Here is a 19881-nt window from a genome sequence, read left to right as displayed (position 1 = left end):
TCTTCTTGGAATCGGCCGGCGCTCTCTGAATCGCAATTCGGCTTGCGGCTGTCGCGCAGATACAGATCGTGTCAGAGCGGCTCTTCGGAGTCGGCATTGCGCGTGATCTGCAGGGCGCGCTTGCCTCGCAGCTTGCCGAGCTTTCCGGCGAATTTCTTCTGACCGCGCACCTCCAGGATAAAGTCGCGATCGATCAGCTTCTCCAGTTGTATGATGTCGCCCGGCGCCAGGTCCATCAGTTCGTTCACCGTGATCGTCGTCTCGCCCAGCATCGCGGTCAGCGGCAACTCCGCCTTCCGCAGGTTCCGCGTCACATGGCGCGATTGATCCGACGTGCTTCCGCCTGTCGAATAGACCAGCCAGCTTTGCACCGCGAGCTTGCCGATGACCGGCTCGATCACATTGAATGGAATGCAGATGCTCATCGTCCCCGCGCGCGAGCCCACCTTGATCTCGAAGCCGATGACCACCACGACTTCATTCGGCGCGACGATCTGCACCAGATGCGGGTTGCTCTCCGAACCGGCCAGCTCGAACTTGACTTCCACAAGCTCCGACCACGCCTCGGTCAGACTGCCCAGGGCTCGATCGATGATCCGATTCACCAGTCGCTGCTCGATCGAAGTCAGCGGTCGCTGCGGGATGAAGATGTCCGAATTCGTGCCACCCAGAAGCCGATCGACAATCGGGAACACGATCAGTGGGCTCAACTCCAGGCAAACCTGCCCGGCAAGCTGCGGCGCTGAAAGCATGTTGAACGACGTCGGGCTGGGCAACGAGTGAATGAACTCGCTGTAGGTTAGTTGCTCCGCCGTGGCCACGCGCGTCTCAACGATCGTCCGCAAAAATGCCGAAAGCGACGCCCCGAAGTTTCTGGCGAATCCCTCGTGGATCGCCTGAAGCGAGCGCATCTGGTCCTTGCTCACCCGCTCCGGACGCTTGAAATCGTAGACGCTGAACTCGCGCGGGCTCGGCTCGCCGCCGCGACTCTCAAATGTTGACGTGTCTCCACTGGACACGGCGGCCAGCAGGGCGTCTACTTCGCTTTGATCGAGGATGTCCGCCATAATCTTCCGGAAGGCGACGCCAGTGGTCGGCCGTTATTGCCGAGTTTCCCACCCGGTCACGCCTTCTTATCGGACAAGCTCTAAGGATGCCTGAAGCCCTCAATGGGCGCAAACAGGCCCGGCTGCCCGGTTTGGCCGGTTCCCTGCCGCGATCGCGGAAATAATATCCCGGTCGCGGCCAATACAACTGGTAGCGTGGTTCACTCAGTCGGAACGACAGCGCCGTCGTTCGGCAGTGTGCGCAATAAAGGGAGTTTCGCCATGTTTAATGATCCATCCACCGCAGTCGTCCGCAAGCCCATGGGCTTCCTGGCCGTAACCGCACTGGGGCTCAGTTCGGTCCTTGTGACCGCGATCGTCTGCGTTTCCGGGGTCGCGGTGTACGGCATTCGACTCCTCGACAAGAAGTCGACAAATCTCGTGGATCTCGTCCAGCAGGCAGCGCAGACCCTGCCGGAAATCAGGGCCGCCTTGCCCCCGGTCCTGGCCGACGCGATCGATGATGTTCGGGCCCCCGAATACCGCGACGAATTGAAAATCTGCACCGGCATCGGCGAAACCACCGACCGCTGGGGCTATCGCAGGGCTACAGTCAGCGTCGAGAACACGGGCGACAAGACCGTCTCCATGCTCTCGCTTCGACTCGTGGGACTGGATGGAGATGGCAATGCAGCCACCGAATCAGCCGTCTGGGCCGCAACGCCCCTACAGCTCGATGATGAATGGCGCGGGCCGCTCCTCCCCCGGGAAACCCGCCGAATGGTCATCCGCACCTTCTGCGGCAAGGAAGTTAAATCCATCGAGCCGGAAATCAGCGAAATCCGCACCTGGCTGCCCGGTGGCGCTCCGAAAAAGCCGATCGAGGCCCTGACGTCGCGAAGCTAGACCCCGGCCTTGCTCCGGGCTCAGCAATAAACCGCGTTGAAGAATGATCTTACGAGATCGGTCGGGTCTATGAGCAGGCCATCCTTGACGAGGGCCCGCCGCCCACCTAAGTTCAATCATGTGAGGGCTCCACATCCGTTAACTAGGATGCTGGAGCCCGTTTGATTTCCAGGCCCCGGGACCCGTAGGTCCCGGCGGCGGATCGGATTGGTTCGAGTCTGTGAGACAAGGCATTACCAAGATCGAAATCCTCATCGGCGTTGTGGTCATCTGCTTCGCGGGGATGTTCCTGATTCCCGGCTATCGGGCGAAGGGCGTAGCCGAAGATAGGGCCCGTTGCCTGTCCAATCTGGGCGCAATCGGCGAAGGCCTGACGGCCTATCTTCAGGATTCGGGCGACATCTGGCCGGCCGTTTCAAAGCTCCGGTCAGTTCAAATCCATGATCCTGCCTGGCCGACATTGGGCGACGTGTTGAAGCCCTATCTTTCCGGCGAAACGGATGTGCTCCTCTGCCCCGCCGATCGGCGCCTGTTGCCGTCCGATCACAAGTTGTCCGCTCAGTTCGGGTCCCGCACCACCTGGCGCGAAACCGAGGGCGCCAGCTACGAATGGCTCATGGGCGATGTTTATGCCGGGAAAAAAGTGGGGCAGGAATCGCTGGCTTCCGCCAAGGGATTCGGCATGGGTCGGGCCGACATGCCGCTGATCTCGGAGTTCGAGCCCTTTCACAAAGGCGACGGCCAGGGCTCGTTCAATACCCTCAACGCCGATCTCAAACCTCGCACCGCCCGTGATGAGGTTGCCCGATAGACTGCTTCCTCGTATGAATGATGGACTCGCCCGGACGCCCTACGCGAACGGCCGAATGGAGATGGCTCTTGATGACGACAGGTGAAGTGAAACAAGTAGTGAAACGACATCGCCCGGCCGCCCTCATCGGCGGCATGGCCGGCGTCCTGCTGATTGCGGGCTGGTTCGGATATGACATCGCCATGACACCGTCGCGCCCCGACATCGCCACGGCCAAGGCCGCCGAGTTGGTGAACTACATCGCCGATTCCCGCGGACTCGCCCGGCTCGCACAGGTCGAGCAGGAGCAGTTTCTCGAGCAGTGGAAGACCCAGATGATGAAGCCCGGCCGCGATGCCGAGCTCAAGGAATGTCTCGACGAGATCAACGAAGAGCAGCGCCAGGCCTTCGCCGACGCCGTTTTCCGTCAGGCCAAGCGGGCCTTCATGGACGACGCCAAAAAGTATGCCGAGCAGTCAACGCCCCAGCAGCGTAACGACTTCATCCGCGACCGATTGACGCAGTATGCCGAGGACGCCGCATTCACCAAGAAGGTCGCCGGCAGCTTCCGCGGCAGCGGGCCCAAGTCGCAGGACGAAATGCAGAAATGGATCATCGAGCACACCACTGCCGAAGAGCGGACCATCGGTGAGCCGTACGTCGAAGCGCTGAAGCGCGTGCGCGAAGTCGTCAAGAAAGAGCAGCGCGGCGCCCAGGTCAACGCCGCCTCGCCCGGCAATTCATAACATTATCTGAGCGGCGCCTTGCCGAAGATGCGCCGGGTCATCGCGATCTGTCCCGCGTGAAACGTCTCGTGCATCGCCGTCATCCCGATCGCGCCGCCCTTCGTCTTGAACAGGGGATGCGGATCGCCGCTCACGGACTCGTCCAGCTCCGCGTCCTTCATGTTTGAAATGAGTCCGATCGCATCCGCGTGGATGCCGTCAAACATCGATCGAATCTCGGCCAGCGGGGGGTACTTCGACTTGTCCGCCACCGGCGTGGAGCCCCGGCCAAACGTCGGAATGATCGACTCGCCCACCACATCCGAAGACTTCTTCCCGAAGCACCGCATGTGAACCAGCGCGACCTGTGACGCCGCAAGGTGGCCGATCTGCCACGCCGGATGCCCCACGCCGGGGCCAGGCATCTCAAACCAGCGCGACTCCTCAATGTCGGCGATCAGGCTTTGCGTCCATCCCCGCGCCACCTGAAGTCGATCGATCAGCAGTTCAAGTCTCGTCATGTTGACCTCGCAATCGTTTCGGCGACCCGCGCTAAACCGGCCTCACGCTGATCTCCGCCGTCAGCCCCTCCGACTCCGCCTTCGCTGGCGCAACGTCCGGCATCGGCGTCGAAAGCAGGTTCTGCGCCAGCGTCTCGCCGCGAATGTACTCCGCGAATCCATTGACGATCCGCTGAACCTCCGGTCCGCCGACGATCGCCAGGTCGATCCGCTGCTCGTATTGTAGGTTCAGATTCTTCCGCGTCTGCTGAATGACGTTCACAAAGTCCCGCGCCACCCCTTCATCCCGCAGCGCGTCCGTCAGATGCGTGTCGAGCACGAGAATCCCCTGACCCGGTATACGCTCCGCCGCCCATCCCTCTCGGGCATGAAGCTCGACCAGCAGTTCGTCCGTCGAAAGCTCCGCCTCCTGCCCATCAACCGTCAGCGTGTACGTGCCCGTCTGTTCGAGCTGCTTCACGATCGAATCCACATTCGGATGAGCCCCCAGCGCCGCCTTGATCTTCGGCGCCAGCGGGCCGAACTTCGGGCCGATCTTCTTGAAGTCCGGCTTGATGTCGTAATGGACATATTGATCGATCGCCGCCGCACTGACGAAGTCGATCTGCTTCACGTTCAATTCGTCACGGATCAGCGCTTCGTGCTTGCGAATCAAGTCGGCCCGCCGATGGAAAAGCTCCATCTTCGGCAGCGGCTGCCGCACGCGCAGCTTCGTCGCCGCCCGCGCCGCCCGTCCGCACGACACCACCTGCCGGACCATCTCGATTTCCTCGTTGAGCGTCTTTTCAATCCGCGCCTCGACCCGCGAGCGCGTCTCCGCCGTCACCGGATAGTCGCAAAGATGAATGCTCTGAGGCTGCTTTCCATGGCTCTCCCTGCCGCCCTCCACGACAAGATTCTGATACATCGCCTCCGCGATAAACGGCGTGAACGGCGCAATCAATTTCGCCGTCTCCACCAGGCAGTGATACAGCGTCGCATAGGCCGACCGCTTGTCCTCATCCATCCCGCTTCGCCAGAATCGCTCCCGGCTCCGGCGGACGTACCAGTTCGACAGCGCATCGACAAACTCAACCAGCGCCCTGGCCGCGTTGTAATTGTCGTAAGCCTCCATGCAGTCGTACACGCGAACGCTGCACGCATCCAGCGCCGACAGCATCCATCGATCCAGCTCGCTCGCCGATCCGCGCGCGACCTTGCCGTCCGGCGTCCACTTGTCGATGTTCGCGTAGATCACAAAGAAGCTGTAGCAGTTATAGAGCCGAATCAGAAACTCCCGCTGCCCCTCGGCGATCGCCGCCTCTTGAAAGCGAATGCTCGTCCACGGCGTCTGCCCAGAGAAGAACAGCCACCGCATCGCGTCCGCACCCTCGTGCTCGAATATGTGCGTCGGCTCCTTGTAGTTCTTCTTCGACTTCGACATCTTCAGCCCGTCTTCGCCCATCAGCAGGCCAAGCACGATGCAGTTCCGAAACGGCACCGGATATTCCTTCCCCAATTGCATCCGCGCAATGCCCTTCTCGCCGAACAACATCGTGCTGATCGCCGTCAGCGAATAAAACCACCCGCGCGTCTGATCCAGCGCCTCGCTGATGAAATCCGCCGGAAACTGCGCCGACATCATCTCCCCGCCCTGGTGCGGCCAACCCCACTGCGCAAACGGCATCGCACCGCTGTCGTACCAGCAGTCAATCACCTCCGTCACCCGCCGCATCCGCCCCGGCGTGCCTTCTGAGGAGCCCCGGACTTCAGTCCGGGCGGACTCCGACCCACTAGCGGCGCACTTCGCGCACGCAAACGTAATCGCATCAATGTAAGGCTTATGCACCTTCAGATGCTCGCTCAGCCCCGGGTCCTCCTTCTTCGCCGCCTCCCATGTGCCCAGCCCATCGATACCCGGCTTGGAGAGAAGCGAATCATAGGAATCAACCGCCTCCATCTGCCCACACCTCTCGCACACCCAGATCGGCAGCGGTGTGCCCCAATACCGCTCGCGCGAAAGCGACCAATCGACATTGCTCTCCAGAAACTTCCCGAAGCGCCCGTTCTTGATGTGATCCGGCAGCCAGTTGATGTGCTGGTTGTTCTCCAGCATCGCATCCTTGAACTGCGTCGTGCGGATGAACCAGCTCCTCCGCGGATACTGAATCAACGGGTCCTGCTCCGCCCGCCAGCAGAAGGGGTAATCGTGGCGATACTGCTCCTGATGCATCAGGAGCGGAATCTTCGAGCCCGGCACCGTCCGCTCCTTCAGTTCGCGCACGATGTCTTTGTCGCAATCCTTCACCCATCGCCCCTTGTACGTCGGCGCATCCGCGGTGAAGTTCCCGTTCGGCGCGACAGCGCATAGCAGCGGGATCGACTCAGGGTTCTTGAAGCGCTTGCGCTCCTCCTGCAAAAGCTCGTAGTCCACCTCGCCGAAGGCCGGCGCCTCGTGCACCAGCCCCGTGCCGCTGTCGAGCGTCACAAAGTCCGCGTGCAGAATCCGCCAGCAGGCAAAGTCAGTGCCGCCCGCGACAAGCTCCGACTTATAATCTCCCAGCGGAATCCCCGCCTCAGCGTGCGCAACGAAGTCCTTCGCCGGCCGCTTGCGATAGTAGTCAAACGGCGGCCGATAGCTCAGCCCGACAAGGTCTGCCCCCTTGATCGTCGCCTCAACCGTCCACGACTTCTTCTTCGCCTTCTTGCCGATCGCCTCCACCAGCCCCGCCGCGAAGATCAGCCGCTCGCCCGTTTCCTCATCGTGCACAATCGCGTAGTCAAAATCCCGATGCACCGCCGCAAACGTATTCGACGGCAGCGTCCACGGCGTCGTCGTCCAAACCAGCAGACTCACCGGCTTACCCGAGGCCAGCGCCTTCTCAATCTCGACGTTTCGACCTTTCGACGTTTCGACGTTTGGCACCAATGGGAAGCGCACGTATACGCTCGGGTCATCCACCTCTCGATACCCCTGCCCAACCTCCCCGCTCGATAGCGCCGTCCCGCCCTGCGCCCACCACCAGACAATCTTGTGCCCCTGATAAAGCAACCCCGCGTCGAACAGTGTCTTCAGCGACCACCACACGCTCTCGATATAGCTCTGGTGATACGTGACATACGCCTCGTCCAGATTCACCCAGAACCCCAGCCGCCGCGTCAGGTCCTCCCACTCCTTCGTATACCGAAACACGCTCTCCAGGCACTTGCGGTTGAACGCCTCGATGCCGTAATTCTCGATCTCCTCCTTCGTATGGATGCCAAGCTCCTTGCACACCTCCACCTCGACCGGCAGCCCGTGCGTGTCCCACCCGCCCTTGCGCAGGCAGTAGTGCCCGGTCATCGTCTTGTACCGCGGGAACAAATCCTTGATCGCCCGGGTCAGACAGTGCCCTGGGTGCGGCAGTCCGTTGGCGGTGGGGGGGCCCTCAAAGAAGACGAAAGGCTTGCCGCCTTCGCGCTGCTTCAGCGACTGCTCGTATATTTTGTTCGACTCCCAGAAAGTACGGATATCCTTCTCCATCTTCGGGAAGTCAAAACTGCTCGGCACTTCTTTGAACATGCTTAATAGACTCCGCCGCGCCGCGACTCAAAAAAAGCCCCAACGCGCTTCAAGCCCGCGGATGCGTTCCCGGGCTCCTTGCCTCACCTACGCGCCCACGCCGATCTGCTCCACCTCGCACACCGCCGTCGCCACGTCTCCCCCGAGTACCGGCTCGTCATCCGTAAACAGCCGGATCTTCCGCCACGCCCCGCGCATAAACCGCCACCGCAGGGCCAAGCCGATCAGAATAATGTACGTCGTGCACATCATCCAGGGTCCGTGATACCCGAGCTGCGGCACGTGCCGAGACACCAGATATCCCCCCGTGATAAACACGCCCCAGTTGCAGATGATCACCAATATCGACGGCCACCGCGTGTCGCCCGCCCCGCGCAGCGCATGCACATAGGTGATCCCCATCGCGTCGAAGATCTGAAACGCCGCCGCCCAGAACAGGACGTGCGTCCCGATCGTGATCACCTCCGCGTCGCTCGACAGCAATCCGACAAAATGACGCCCCGTCGTCACGAACACCACCGCGATGAACGCCATGTACGACATCGTCAAAACCAGCCCCGCTCGGGCACGCATCGCCGCCAGCTCCGGCTTCTTCTCCCCGATGGCGTGTCCCACCAGCGACATCACCGCGCCGCCGATCCCCAGCGCCGCCATGAACGAAACGTGCATCATCTGCAGCGCGATGTTCGACGCCGCCAGCGTCCGCGTCCCGAACCCCGCGATCAGCACCGTGAGAAAAACAAACCACGACCCGACGTCCAGCATCCACTGAATTCCCGTCGGCCCGCCAAGTCGGATGATCGCGCGAATCCGCTCCCCGCTCGGCCGCCACGACTCGTTCGTCCGAAACGAAGATCGAAACTCCCGCGACAGAAACACCATCCCCAGCATCATCAGCCGAATCATCCACGAGATCAGCGTTGCCACCGCCGCCCCGCGGATGCCCATCTCCGGCATCCCCAGCCTCCCGAAGATCAGCGCATAGTTCGCCAGCACGTTGAAGCCCACCGCCGTCAGCACCGACACCAGCGCCACCTTCGGCCGCTGAATCCCGTTGAAGAATCCCTCCAGCCCCACGCACATGATCGCCGGAGGCATGCACCACAAAACCACCTGGCTGTACGCGACCTCCATCGCCTGCACCGTCGGCTCGTGGCCCACAGCCCCCCATAAGAGCGGCATCAGGCGCGAGACCGGATAGGCAATCAGCACGAACACACCCCCGATGTACACCGACTGCCACGCATACGCCGCCGCCTCCGCGGGCCGCCTCCGGCCCATCGACTGCGCCGCATACGTCTGCACGCTGTTCGCCATCCCCAGCCCCAGGCAAAGCACGCTGTACAGCAGCATCGTGCAGGGGCTGATCGCCGCCGTCGCCGCCGTCCCCAGCCGCGACACCATGAGGAAGTCGGTGAACCCCAGCAGCATGCCCGACATCGTCGACCCCACGATCGGCAGCGCAAGCCGAAACGTCCGCCGTACTTCCTCCCGAAGCGCCGGTTCCACAGCCGACCGGCTGGGGCCGTCCGTCAAAACTGGTTCAACCATCGTCGCCATGCGCAGATCAATCCGTCAGCCAATAAAAAAACCCCGGAAACGCTCGGGCTCCCAGGGTTCTTATTGATCGAATTCGAATCTCGTCCCGATCAGGAAGCTCCCCGGCTCCGCCAAATAATCAGCGGAATCGCCTTAACGATTGTTCGCTTAATCGGCTTCCGGTTCATCACGTTCCCGTCGCTTCCATCAGTCCACAAGACAAGTAACCAAGGACCCCACACTATCCAGCCCCGCCCCCGCCGTCAAGCACACGCGGCCCCCTCCGCGCCCTCCGTAGCGCCACCTCTTGTGTTCGGCGAATTTTGATCCTCGCACCCTCTCATGCCAGCCCGAAACGCAGGGCGAGGGTGCATACGCTGTTGCGAGATTCCTTTCTCGCACCCACCCCAATGGGAATCCCTTCCCATGTCTGGTTTTCACCGAACCACCGTTCCCGATCGCGCGATGCGCCGCGCGAAATATGGAGCGCCCCAGCAATCTCCATTGAGCTGCGGTCCATGACCGGGGGCCCTTCCCCGCCCACCAACGCCGCTCGTTCCCATGAAAAATCCGCGCGCACGGTGAGCAAGCATCAAGCTATGGGAATGATTGCCTTGACCCAACAACTATGCGCCGTTCCCCGATCACTATTCCACTGCTGCGTTCCAGCCCAGGTCCCAAGGCCCGGCTCCGCCGCGCGTTTTTTCGCGCAAAAAACCACCCAAACCGCGAGTCATCCCAACCCATGCCCGCCACGCGACTTGCCAACGCCCCCCAAAACCTTTTTCGCCTATTGTCACCTTTCGAACCATCGAAGCCTTGTGCCTTTTTTCAGCCCCGAAAGGGGCGCCGGACTGTAGCCACGGGTGCAGCAAGGCGCAGCGAAGCAAGCCGAGCGCAACCCGTGGTTACAGTTGCGAAAGATCTTCCACCCCGGCAGGGGTGGCGGAGTCACTCGAATGCGCGCAAAAAACCACCCCATTCGCGCAACATCGCAACCCATGCCCGCCACAAGTGTTGGCACAGTCCCCGAAAGGTGTGTGTCACCTTATGTCACTTCAAAAGCGACAGCTTCACACGCCCGATTCGGGCTGCCGACGGCCTGGCAGCGAACCGGCTTACTCGCCCCGAGAAAACTTCGGCACGTCGCCCGGCTTGCCGCACCGCGGGCACAACTGGACCGTGCCCCGTGTTTCCGCAGACAGTGCCACGCTTTCGCCGCATTCCTCGCAGATAAGGGAGATGTTGTCAGAATCCGGTTTCGCGCAGTTGGGGCAGCCGCCGTCGTTTTTTTCTGGAATGCTGGCTCCGCACTTGAGGCAGATGTACTCCGACAAGATCAAGTCGAGGGTTCGCTCGCGCCGCAGCGCCAAACGCCAGATAATGAGTAAAACCGTAAACAGCAAAAAAAAGAGAAGGATGGAACGGGACTCGGCGCTCCACCCCAGTTCGTTCTTCAGGTATCCGTGGAATGGAGAAATGAGTATCGATCCAGCCGCGATGATCAAGGCGGGAGACCATTTGGTAAGGCGTAGTTTTCGCCACCCCCTCATCGCTCACCCATCACATGCCGATGCTTCCCCGACGGGTCCGGCGCGATGCGCTCCACGAATTCCAGCGTCACCGCGATATCCCCGCCGATGCGCTGCCGAAGCTGCCGGACGATCCGCTCGCGCTCCGCCGTCGGCATCTCCGATCGCGCGACGATGCGCACCAGAAGATCGAGATTCGCCTTCTGAACAATCTGGAACTCGCTGACATGCTCCGACTCGCGCAGCACATAGATCACCGAAAGCCCGTGGGCCAGCCCGCCGCCGGCCGTGCGCAGCATGTCCGTGCGCCGTCCCTCGATCCCGGCAATCACCGCCAGTCCGCGCCCGCAGGGGCAGGGCGAATGCGCGGCCCGCGCAATATCTCCGGTGCGATAGCGAATGAACGGATGCCCGTATGCGTCCAGATGAGTCAGCACAATTTCGCCCGGCTCGCCGTCGCCGACCGGCCGATCGTCCGCGTCGATCAGTTCGACGATGTGGCTCTCCATCGTCACGTGATACGACCCGACGGGGCACTGGTGCGCCACGAAACCGCCCTCGCGCGAGCCATAGCCGTCGGCCACCGGAACCGGCGTGCATTCCTCAATCAGCGCCCGATCGTCGCGGCCGAAGACCTCGCCCGTCACGAAGACCGCCCGCAGCGACGGCGTCGTCATCGCCTGCCCCGTCTCACGTCCGTGCCGAAACAGCCGCGCCAGGCTGCTGGGATAGCCGAAGATGTGCACCGGGTCGCACCGGCGAATCTGCCCGATGTACCGGCTCATCCGCGCCGGTGTCATGTCGAAGGCATCGAGCAATTGGTGATTCGTCAGCAGGTCGCGCGCCGCCTTCAATCGGTCCTGCGCCGTTACTTCCAGTGGAGAACCCCACAGATAAAGCTCGCGCTCGCCCGGCTCGATCCCGAACCATCGCCGTGTCCGAGCCCGCGCCGCCTGATCCGACGCCTGCCGCCCGCGACACAGTCGAAAGTGCAGCGGCGCGCCGGTCGATCCGCCTGTCGCCGCATCGCGCAGCCCGCCCGGCGTCAGCGGTGCGCACATGTCGTCGAGCGCCCCGCGAATGTCATTCTTCGTCGTCGTCGGCATCCGCGCCAGATCGCCGAGCGTAGCGGTCTCCGGATCGACGCCGGCGTCCTCGATTTGCTCTCGATAAAAAGCGCAGCTTCGATGCGCATGCGCCAGAAGCCTGCGAAGCTTCTGCTGCTGAAGCTCGCCAAGCCGGTCCGCCGACCACCACTGCGACGTCTCAAGCTCCCGCAGATAGCGCAGCGTCGGCCGGCCGAGGATCATCTCGTGAATCGGCAGGATCAGTTTTCGTACCGCCAGCGGATGCAACGTTTACCAATCCTCGCCGAATGGACCCGTCAGACGACTCAAACTCCGGCCGGCACCTTCGCGGTGGGGGAGTCGGCCCTGTCCACGTTCCCGGTTCGCTCGAATCCCTCGCCTAGCCGGCGCAGCCACGCATCGAGCATCATCGCTTTCCAAAGCGTCGGCGCCATGTCGCGCGACCGCGCCGCGTGCCTCCTGAATGTCTCACCAATGGCTCGTTCGCTCAGCCATTCGCCGGCCGGCCCCGCGCCGTCCAGTACGCGTCGTCTGAATGTCTCCCCCAACTCGCCGCGAAACCACCGCGCCATCGGCACTTCAAATCCGTGCTTTGCCCGATGCGCCGCCGCCGCGCCGATCCGCCGCGCCGCCGCGACCCGCAGCGGATACTTGCCCTGCCCACCGCGCATGCGAAGCGCCGGTGCGATCCGCCACGCGAACTCCACAAACCGAAAGTCCAGCATCGGCGATCGCACTTCCACCCCGTGGGCCATGCTCGCCCGATCCACCTTCGTCAGAATTCCGTCGGCCAGCCCCAGTTTGATGTCAACGTACTGGCACCTGCTCAAATGGTCGGGAGCGTCACATGCCCTGTAAAACCGCCGAACGTGATCCAGCGGGTCATAGTCCCTCACCCCGCCGCGAATGTCCGGGTGCAGCATGTCCATCGCTTCCGACGTTTCCATCGTCGCGACCGACAGCCCGTGCCCCGTCGCATCGTCGCACGCCAGGTTCCCCAGCGTACTGCGCCCGCGCAAAATGCGCGGAAGCGCCGAAGTCCGCGGATAGATTCCCGCCAGCGCGCCAAACACAACCCGTCGCGCCAGCGCGGGAACCGCCCGGCGCACCCGATGTTCGAACGCGTCAAACCGATACCGCCGATACCCCGCCAGAACCTCGTCACCCCCGTCCCCGGACAGAATCACCTTGGCATGCCGCCGCGCCGCCTGCGAGATGTAATACATGGGAATCGCCGACGAGTCCGCGAACGGCTCATCGAAGTGCCACGCAAGCGTATCAATCACCTCGGCGGCACTCGGTCGAATCTGCTCGGTGTGATGATCGCAACCGAGCGAAGCAGCCAGTTCACGGGCATGCGCCGACTCATCATGCGCGGCATCCTCAAACCCGCACGTCAGCGTCCGCACAGGGCTCCGCATCTGCTCGGCCATGCACGCCACGACCGCCGACGAATCCACCCCGCCGCTCAGAAACGCGCCGATCGGCACATCGGCGATCATGCGCAGCCGCGTTGCCGACCGCAAACCCTCCCAAAGCGATTCGCCCACCGACTCCGCATCCCCATCCAGCACGCCGTGATACTGAAGATCCCAGTACGCGCGAACGGTGATGCGACCGTTCTCAAAGGTGAGCATGTGCCCCGCGGGAAGTTTGTGGATGCCCCTAAAAATCGTCTTCGGCGAGGGAATGAAGCCGAAGGTGAGGTAGTCAATCAGACTGGTCGGTTCGACGGCCTGCTCACCGCACGCAGCGAGTACAGCCTTCATTTCCGACGCAAAGACAAGCCGGTCTCCGTCGAAGTGCCAGTACAGCGGCTTGACGCCCAGCCGGTCACGGGCAAGAACCAGTCGACGCCGCTTTGCATCCCAAAGGGCGACGGCAAACATGCCGGAAAGATGCTCGACAAACCGGTCCCCATGATCTTCGTAAAGGTGGATCGCCGTTTCGCTGTCGCCGGTCGTCGAGAAGCGATGCCCCGCGCTCAGCAGCCCCTCGCGCAACTCGAGAAAGTTGTAAATCTCCCCGTTGACGACGGCATGCACATCGCCGCCCTCGTTCGTCAGCGGCTGACGGCCGGTATGCAGGTCAATGACCGCCAACCGTCGATGGCCCAGCGCGCAGTATTCATCCCGCCAGGTGCCCACCCCGTCCGGGCCTCGATGCTCCAAAAGTCTGAGCATGGCGTCGAGGCGCGGGGCAATTATCGCCGTCCGAGGCTCTGTCGCGGCAATCCCGGCAATTCCGCACATCGGTCGATGCTCCCGGCCTGGAACTCAAGGAAACCAACTCTACGGGCCGGTCAACTCCCCAATTCGGTGCTGCCGGCGAAGGCGGAATTCGTCCCCACGACCGCTTCCGCCCTGTTTGTATCGGCGGTTTTTGAGAAAGAAGGACGCCGGCTTAGCCATTCCTGCCGATTCGAGATATGATTCCTATGAAAGGGAGTTCGATCCCTGACTTGTTCGGAGCCCCACTATGACCCTGCATACACAATCCCTCGCATTCTTCAATAACCTGGGCTGGCCCGAGATGCTCATCATCGGCCTGCTCGCCCTGCTGATCTTCGGGCGCCGGCTGCCGGAAGTGGGGCGGTCCCTGGGCAAGGGCATCGTCGAATTCAAAAAGGGCCTCGCCGACACCGGCGACGAGATCAAGGAAGTCAAAAAGCAGGCGGAGTCTCAAATCCCTCGATTTGATTCCACCGAGTCGAAGAAGGTCGAGTCCACCGCGTCCAGTTCGCGCGACTAGACATCGTTCGTCGCTTCCCCTTCACTCATTCTCAGCGCGCTGCCCCGCAAGCTGCTCGATGAGCAGGCCGATCGCCTGTTCGACCGTGGCCGGCGTGGCGTGCCCCTCGATCTCCAATGGCTTAATGAGTGCAAACCCGATGGCAGCGTGGATGAGCTGCCAGGCCAGACCTACGGCCGATACGTCGGAACGCACCTGTCCGGCTCGCTGAGCCTTCTTAATAACGTTGGTCAGAAAGTGGGCATACTGCTCGTAGTGCCCGCGAAGTGCCGCGACGATCTCCGGCTCGTGAATCTGCGCCTGCGCTGCGAAGATCACCTGGTAGAGCAGCCGCGTGCGCGGGTCCGTGGTCGCCGGGTTCAGCCGAAGCAGCACGCGCAATTGGTCGCGCGGCGACCGCAAAGGGGCGATCGCCTTCTTCCATTCCCGAATGACTTCCTTGCCGACCTGATCGACCAGCGCGACAAAGAGATCCCGCTTACTGTGGAAGTGCTGGTAGAGCACCGGCTCGCTGACGTGGGCCGCTCGCGCCAGCTTCGCCGTCGTGGTTCCCTCATAGCCGAACTCTGCGAAGCAGGCGATCGAAGTCTCGAGCAGTTGTTGCCGTCTCGCATGGGCCGACAGTCGCCCGGTGAGCTTGCCCGGTTGCTCCGAACCTAGGTGCCCGGTTCCCTTCTTGCTCACGGAACGAGACCTTCGACGGGCTGAACGTTGACAGATACAGGCTGGGACGTCGTCGTCGCGGTGAAACCCAATGGGCTTTCGGCATGCCTGTCGCCTTCGCCGACCAGGGGTTCGTCATTCCCCATGATGACCGGCGCGATATAGGTTCGGACAAATAGGCGGGACGTGCAATCGATATGACCGCCGTTATAGCCGACGTCGGAAAAGTCGATCCGCCAGGGCACATTGAGTACCTTGGAATACTGGCGCTCGGTATCGGGCCCCCGAACGGCAGGAAGCCTGAAGCCGCGCAGCCCGGCGACGCCCTCTTCGGCCGGCGCGCGATCGACCGTCCCGGTGTACCAGACGACCTTCGCCAGAATGGGATCACCCGGGGCGTAGAGCACATAGAGTTGCCCCTGAATCCTCCGCAGTGCCCGGGTCATGTCGTAGCGACTGGAAAGGCTGCAACCCAGGAAGACGACTTGATCAACCATGACGCCCTCGGGCAGATACTCCAGCGCCCATGTCGCAATACCGGTGCCCGCCGAAAGGGCGATGATGTTGATACGCGTATTCGGGTGGGCGCGTCGGTAGGTACGAATGCTGGCGGCAAACTCGGTGCCCTTTTCGCGGTTTCGGGCGAGATTCATTTGATCGCCGGCGTGAGTAAGGCCCTGCCAGGTAATGACTTCAACGGCGCCGGTATAGCCGCCTTCCTGAAGTCCGTGCGGCACATCAAACGACCCGACGTTGCCGATGGGGCCCGCGCCGCCGAGGTAGTAGGTCATTCCCTCAGACGGATCGCCCGACGTCGCGACATTGGCGACAAAGTGCACCGCCTTTCCGCAACCGGCGATGGCAAAAAGCAGCGAAAAGGTGAATAACAGGCGGCATGCCGAAAGGCATCGTTGGGTAGGCGTCAATGGGCGTCTCAATCTAGCAAGAGTGCGAGGGTTTATCTCGGGGGCATTATAGTAGTGACTTGTCGATTGTCGAGCGCGGCGACAGGAAGTGCTGAATGACAAAGCATCACGCGAGGCGATTGTTAAGGGTACCGAACCGCGCCCTGGTGACTGGGCTCGCAGATTCGGGCCCGGCCTCGGCCGGACTTTTTGGCCTGGTACAGTGCGTGGTCGGCGCAGGCCAGTAGATCGGCGGGCGTTCGCGGTTCGTTGTTCTCGAGGCTGGCGATGCCGCTGGTAAAGCCGATGGGAATCTGAACGTCCGCCATCGTCTTGGCTCGTTGAACGAAGAGTGAGCTGATGCGACGAACGAGGGCGTAGGCCTCCTTGGCCGAAAGTCCGGGCAGAATCAGGACGAACTCGTCTCCACCGTAGCGGACGGCAATGTCGTGACCGCGCAGGCATTGTCGGAACAGTTCGCCCGCGAATTTCAAGACGGCGTCACCGGACTGATGACCGCAGGTGTCGTTCAGTTTCTTAAAATTGTCCAGATCGATCATGGCGATGGCCAGGTCGTGGCCCGCGGCCCGCTGCGCCGCGAACACCTCCGGCAGCTTTTCTTCGAGTAGGCGCCGATTCTTCACGCCGGTCAGCGCGTCAATCCATGCCTCCCGCTGAAATCGCTTCAGGTCGCGGAGAATCTCCCGCGTCTGCGCAGCGAGTCGGGATTCTAGCCGTCGTTCAGTTCTATTCGCGTGATCCCGCCATTCCAGCATCTCCCGGCGAATGGCGCTGAGCGATCGGGCGATCATGCCCCATTCGTCTTGGCGTTCGGTGAGGTTTGTGGCCGTCCCGGGATCGCCGGTGTCCGTGCCTGTGCCGGCCAGGGCCTCCAGTGGCGCGAAGATGCTCCGGTGGATGGCCACCCAGGCCCCCGCGGCAATGAGCAGACATGCGCCGCCATACCAGCCGACGAAGGACCAGAATGCCCCTGTCCACGCGGGACGAACGCCCGAGACGGCCAAGGCAAGCGAGCACGGCGGACGAATTCCCGGAAGACCCGGAATGGAGATATCCACTCTCGAAATCAGCGCCTTGGTGCCGGCGGCCGTCCAGTCGGGGATTTGCTTTTGCAAAATCGGGCCGCCCCGCGCGCCGAGGGTCGGCGCAGTCAGATGATCGAGTCCGTCGACTTCCAATCCTGTCTCGCTCAGCACCTCCCCTTTTGTGTTCCACATCCGAACGGCGAGAACCTCCGCGGAGCTGCTTGCGATCCGCTTGCAGATGCTCTCGTAAACCGCGGGTGCAGGCAGGTTGTCGTCGAGAATTCCCTTCGCGAGGGCAAGACCGATTTGCCCTGTGGCGTCGAGTCGAGCGGTTCTCTCGTTTCCCGATACGATGTAGTGGTGAAGACAGGCCGCGACAACCGCCAGCAAAAGGAAGGATGCGCAAAAGCCCGCTTGGAGCCTGGTCTTGACTGCCGGTCGGTCTGTCAGCATGAAGGATTCCCCCTGTCGCCGCGTCGTCCACCGAGCGATGCAGCGCGCCCGATCAAGAATGCGACATGATGCCGACGGACCTGTGGCCCGAGGCAGCGCCATGCACATTAAAAACGTACGATACGATTGGCTTCCACGGCATTTAGAACGGTTAAGCAGGGGGGGATTGTTTGCCTTTTTTCCGACTTCCCTGTCATCACAAATGCGGACCCGCGACCCACGCGAAGGGTCGTCTGCGTCTCCGAGCCGCGAGACGGCCGGGCCCTTGCTGCTATCCGCGAACTGTTATTGAACCTTGAGGGCAGGACGGGTCGTCGCACCGGGGGAAGTCCGTGAACTCGCCGCCGGATTGCCGGACATCGACGCATCGGATTGACTCAGAAGAGCGGCGCCGCGCTTTGCATCGTGAACCGCGCGAAACGTCCCATAGCAAAGGACCGGACCGGGCTTAGCAGGGAGAATCGAAATCATACCCGGCTCGGAAATGGGATTTAGCAGAATGCGAAAACTGCCGTGCATCTGATCCCGCGGTTTCACCAGAACGCTGGCAATGCCCGAGACAGATGCGAATCGCTGAGTCTGCATGACGGATCGAATCATGACGCGGGGCTCGTGATGATGCAGCGGGTAGTCTCGACCCAAACCGGCCGGCGGCTTGTCGAGACAAAGGGACAAATCAATATCCACGACCCCCAGCTTCCCGAGAAAGAGGTTCCGCTGCCGCGCATGCAATGCAATGCGCAGATTACCCGAGTCGTCGGTCCACCAGTAACACTCGTCCGCGGAAAACTCAAACGGTTCGACGCGCGGCGGATCTATCGCCCGCGTGTTGAGCGACACAAGACCGAATCGGGCCGAGCCGCTGCACCCAATGGAAGCAAACATCACCACGAGCAATGAGGCGAACGTCGCCGCCCGCCGCCCATTCGCCAAGTGGTTGGAGTGCTTCATTCGGCTCACAACGATTCGCGTCAGAGAAATCAGTGGGCCGGCATGGGAAATTGCTTGCACAGTTGCCGCACTTCTGACTTGATGGCCGAGAGCTTTCCGCTGTCGCCGGAGGAGGCGAGCGCCTTGTCGAGCAGACCGGCAATGGTTCGCATCTCGTCAGGCCCCATGCCGCGCGTCGAAAGGGCAGGCGAGCCCAGTCGCAGGCCGCTGGTCTCCATCGGCTTGCGCTCATCGAAGGGAATCATGTTCTTGTTGACGACAATACCCGCCTGACCGAGCCAGTCCTCGGCCATCGCGCCGCTGACGTTCGGATATTGCTTGCGAAGATCCACGAGCATGAGGTGATTGTCCGTGCCGCCCGAGACAAGATTGAGCCCCCGGCTCATGAGCGACTCCGCCAGTGCCTTGGCGTTGTCGAGAACCAGTTGCTGATACTGCTTGAAGCTCGGCTTCAGTGCCTCGCCGAACGCCGCCGCCTTGGCCGCGACGATATGCATCAGTGGTCCACCCTGAAGACCGGGAAAGACGGCCGAGTCGATCTTCTTGGCCCACGCCTCCTTGCACATCGTCAATCCCCCGCGCGGGCCGCGCAGCGTCTTGTGCGTGGTCGTGGTCACAAAATCGGCGACCGGCACCGGGCTGGGATGCAGCCCGACCGCGACCATCCCGGCGATGTGCGCAATGTCGGCCATGAACATCGCGCCGACTTCCTTGGCGATCTCCGCAAAGGCCGCCCAGTCCCAGATTCGCGGATACGCCGATGCGCCGGTGATGATCAGCCTGGGCTTGCACTCGACGGCAATGCGCCGCACCTCGCTCATGTTGATAAGACCGGTCTCTCGATCGACGAAGTAGTGCGTCACGCGGAACCACTTGCCGCTGATGTTGACGTTCTTGCCGTGTGACAGGTGGCCGCCGTGGTCCAGATGCAGCGACAGAATCATGTCGCCGGGCGTGCGAACCGGCTGATCGGGGTTCTTCTCTTTCTGCTCGGCCTCGTCGAAACGAGAGCCGGGATTCATCGCCGCCAGAAGTACCGCCTGATTGGCCTGACTGCCCGAATGAGGCTGCACATTGGCATGGTCGCAGCCGAACAGGCTCTTGGCCCGGTCAATGGCCAGCCGCTCGACCGCGTCCATGTTCTCGCAGCCGCCATAGTATCGCTTGCCGGGGTAGCCCTCGGCGTACTTATTGGTGAAGACCGAGCCGGCGGCCGCAAGAACCGCGGCGCTGACGTGGTTTTCGGAGGCGATCAATTCAAGCGTATTCGCCTGACGATCCTCTTCCGCCACGAAGGCCTTCCAAAGTTCCGGGTCCTGGTCGGCAATGGGGTTGTTCGCGTGCGAAGCCATGTCGTTTTTCCTCGAAGCAATGACCAATCAACATCGGGCACCCGATACTTTAGGGCCAGCCGCGAGGATCGG

16 protein-coding genes are annotated in these 19881 nt (G+C 62.1%); 4 read left to right on the top strand and 12 right to left on the bottom strand.

The window, feature by feature from the left end; genetic code table 11:
- Positions 1 to 71: 71 nt before the first annotated feature.
- Positions 72 to 1067: a flagellar motor switch protein FliM gene (gene fliM, locus HS101_14995; protein MBE7507574.1), complete on the bottom strand. Its 996-nt coding sequence runs from the start codon at positions 1065 to 1067 to the stop codon at positions 72 to 74.
- A 261-nt stretch (positions 1068 to 1328) separates the two neighbouring features.
- Here fliM and HS101_14990 point away from each other — a divergent pair, with 261 nt between their 5' ends.
- The 3 genes from HS101_14990 (at position 1329) to HS101_14980 (ending at position 3488) form a co-directional block, all read left to right on the top strand.
- On the top strand, positions 1329 to 1952 hold the full coding sequence (locus HS101_14990) for a hypothetical protein (GenBank protein MBE7507573.1): 624 nt from the start codon (positions 1329 to 1331) through the stop codon (positions 1950 to 1952).
- Between the two features lie 220 nt (positions 1953 to 2172).
- Complete coding sequence (locus tag HS101_14985) at positions 2173 to 2763, top strand: hypothetical protein (GenBank protein MBE7507572.1); 591 nt, start codon at positions 2173 to 2175, stop codon at positions 2761 to 2763.
- Positions 2764 to 2861: 98 nt separating this feature from the next.
- On the top strand, positions 2862 to 3488 hold the full coding sequence (locus HS101_14980) for a hypothetical protein (protein ID MBE7507571.1): 627 nt from the start codon (positions 2862 to 2864) through the stop codon (positions 3486 to 3488).
- 2 nt (positions 3489 to 3490) lie between these two features.
- Here the strand turns inward: HS101_14980 and HS101_14975 are convergent, their stop codons facing one another.
- From HS101_14975 to asnB, 6 genes are all read right to left on the bottom strand, one after another.
- The gene (locus HS101_14975) at positions 3491 to 3988 is read right to left on the bottom strand and encodes a DinB family protein (protein ID MBE7507570.1); all 498 of its coding nucleotides are present in this window, start codon (positions 3986 to 3988) and stop codon (positions 3491 to 3493) included.
- A 31-nt stretch (positions 3989 to 4019) separates the two neighbouring features.
- The gene (locus HS101_14970; GenBank protein MBE7507569.1) at positions 4020 to 7529 is read right to left on the bottom strand and encodes an isoleucine--tRNA ligase; all 3510 of its coding nucleotides are present in this window, start codon (positions 7527 to 7529) and stop codon (positions 4020 to 4022) included.
- 87 nt (positions 7530 to 7616) lie between these two features.
- Positions 7617 to 9089, bottom strand: a complete 1473-nt coding sequence (locus tag HS101_14965) for an MATE family efflux transporter (GenBank protein MBE7507568.1) — start codon at positions 9087 to 9089, stop codon at positions 7617 to 7619.
- Between the two features lie 1097 nt (positions 9090 to 10186).
- The gene (locus HS101_14960; GenBank protein MBE7507567.1) at positions 10187 to 10576 is read right to left on the bottom strand and encodes a hypothetical protein; all 390 of its coding nucleotides are present in this window, start codon (positions 10574 to 10576) and stop codon (positions 10187 to 10189) included.
- Between the two features lie 41 nt (positions 10577 to 10617).
- Positions 10618 to 11955 (bottom strand): phenylacetate--CoA ligase family protein, encoded by a 1338-nt coding sequence (locus HS101_14955; GenBank protein ID MBE7507566.1) that lies wholly within the window; start codon positions 11953 to 11955, stop codon positions 10618 to 10620.
- A gap of 38 nt (positions 11956 to 11993) precedes the next feature.
- Positions 11994 to 13940 (bottom strand): asparagine synthase (glutamine-hydrolyzing), encoded by a 1947-nt coding sequence (asnB, locus tag HS101_14950; protein ID MBE7507565.1) that lies wholly within the window; start codon positions 13938 to 13940, stop codon positions 11994 to 11996.
- Between the two features lie 226 nt (positions 13941 to 14166).
- On the opposite strand from asnB, the gene HS101_14945 reads away from it, so the two are divergent.
- Complete coding sequence (locus HS101_14945) at positions 14167 to 14439, top strand: twin-arginine translocase TatA/TatE family subunit (protein ID MBE7507564.1); 273 nt, start codon at positions 14167 to 14169, stop codon at positions 14437 to 14439.
- A 21-nt stretch (positions 14440 to 14460) separates the two neighbouring features.
- Here HS101_14945 and HS101_14940 read toward each other — a convergent pair whose 3' ends face one another.
- The 5 genes from HS101_14940 to HS101_14920 form a co-directional block, all read right to left on the bottom strand.
- Positions 14461 to 15123 carry a TetR/AcrR family transcriptional regulator gene (locus tag HS101_14940; protein MBE7507563.1) on the bottom strand — a complete coding sequence of 221 codons (663 nt, stop codon included), beginning with the start codon at positions 15121 to 15123 and terminating at the stop codon, positions 14461 to 14463.
- A complete protein-coding gene (locus tag HS101_14935; GenBank protein MBE7507562.1) occupies positions 15120 to 16028 on the bottom strand; it encodes a hypothetical protein in 909 nt (302 codons plus the stop codon). The genes HS101_14940 and HS101_14935 overlap by 4 nt, the downstream gene beginning before the upstream one ends.
- Before the next feature lie 122 nt (positions 16029 to 16150).
- The gene (locus HS101_14930) at positions 16151 to 17506 is read right to left on the bottom strand and encodes a GGDEF domain-containing protein (GenBank protein MBE7507561.1); all 1356 of its coding nucleotides are present in this window, start codon (positions 17504 to 17506) and stop codon (positions 16151 to 16153) included.
- Positions 17507 to 17791: 285 nt separating this feature from the next.
- Positions 17792 to 18457 (bottom strand): hypothetical protein, encoded by a 666-nt coding sequence (locus tag HS101_14925; protein MBE7507560.1) that lies wholly within the window; start codon positions 18455 to 18457, stop codon positions 17792 to 17794.
- Positions 18458 to 18486: 29 nt separating this feature from the next.
- Complete coding sequence (locus tag HS101_14920; GenBank protein MBE7507559.1) at positions 18487 to 19809, bottom strand: serine hydroxymethyltransferase; 1323 nt, start codon at positions 19807 to 19809, stop codon at positions 18487 to 18489.
- Between the last annotated feature and the right edge of the window lie 72 nt (positions 19810 to 19881).

It is taken from the genome of Planctomycetia bacterium, from assembly GCA_015075745.1.
Classification (GTDB): domain Bacteria; phylum Planctomycetota; class Phycisphaerae; order UBA1845; family UTPLA1; genus UTPLA1.
Note: the sequence above shows the minus strand (reverse complement) of the source record. Positions and strands in the feature narration are given on the sequence as shown.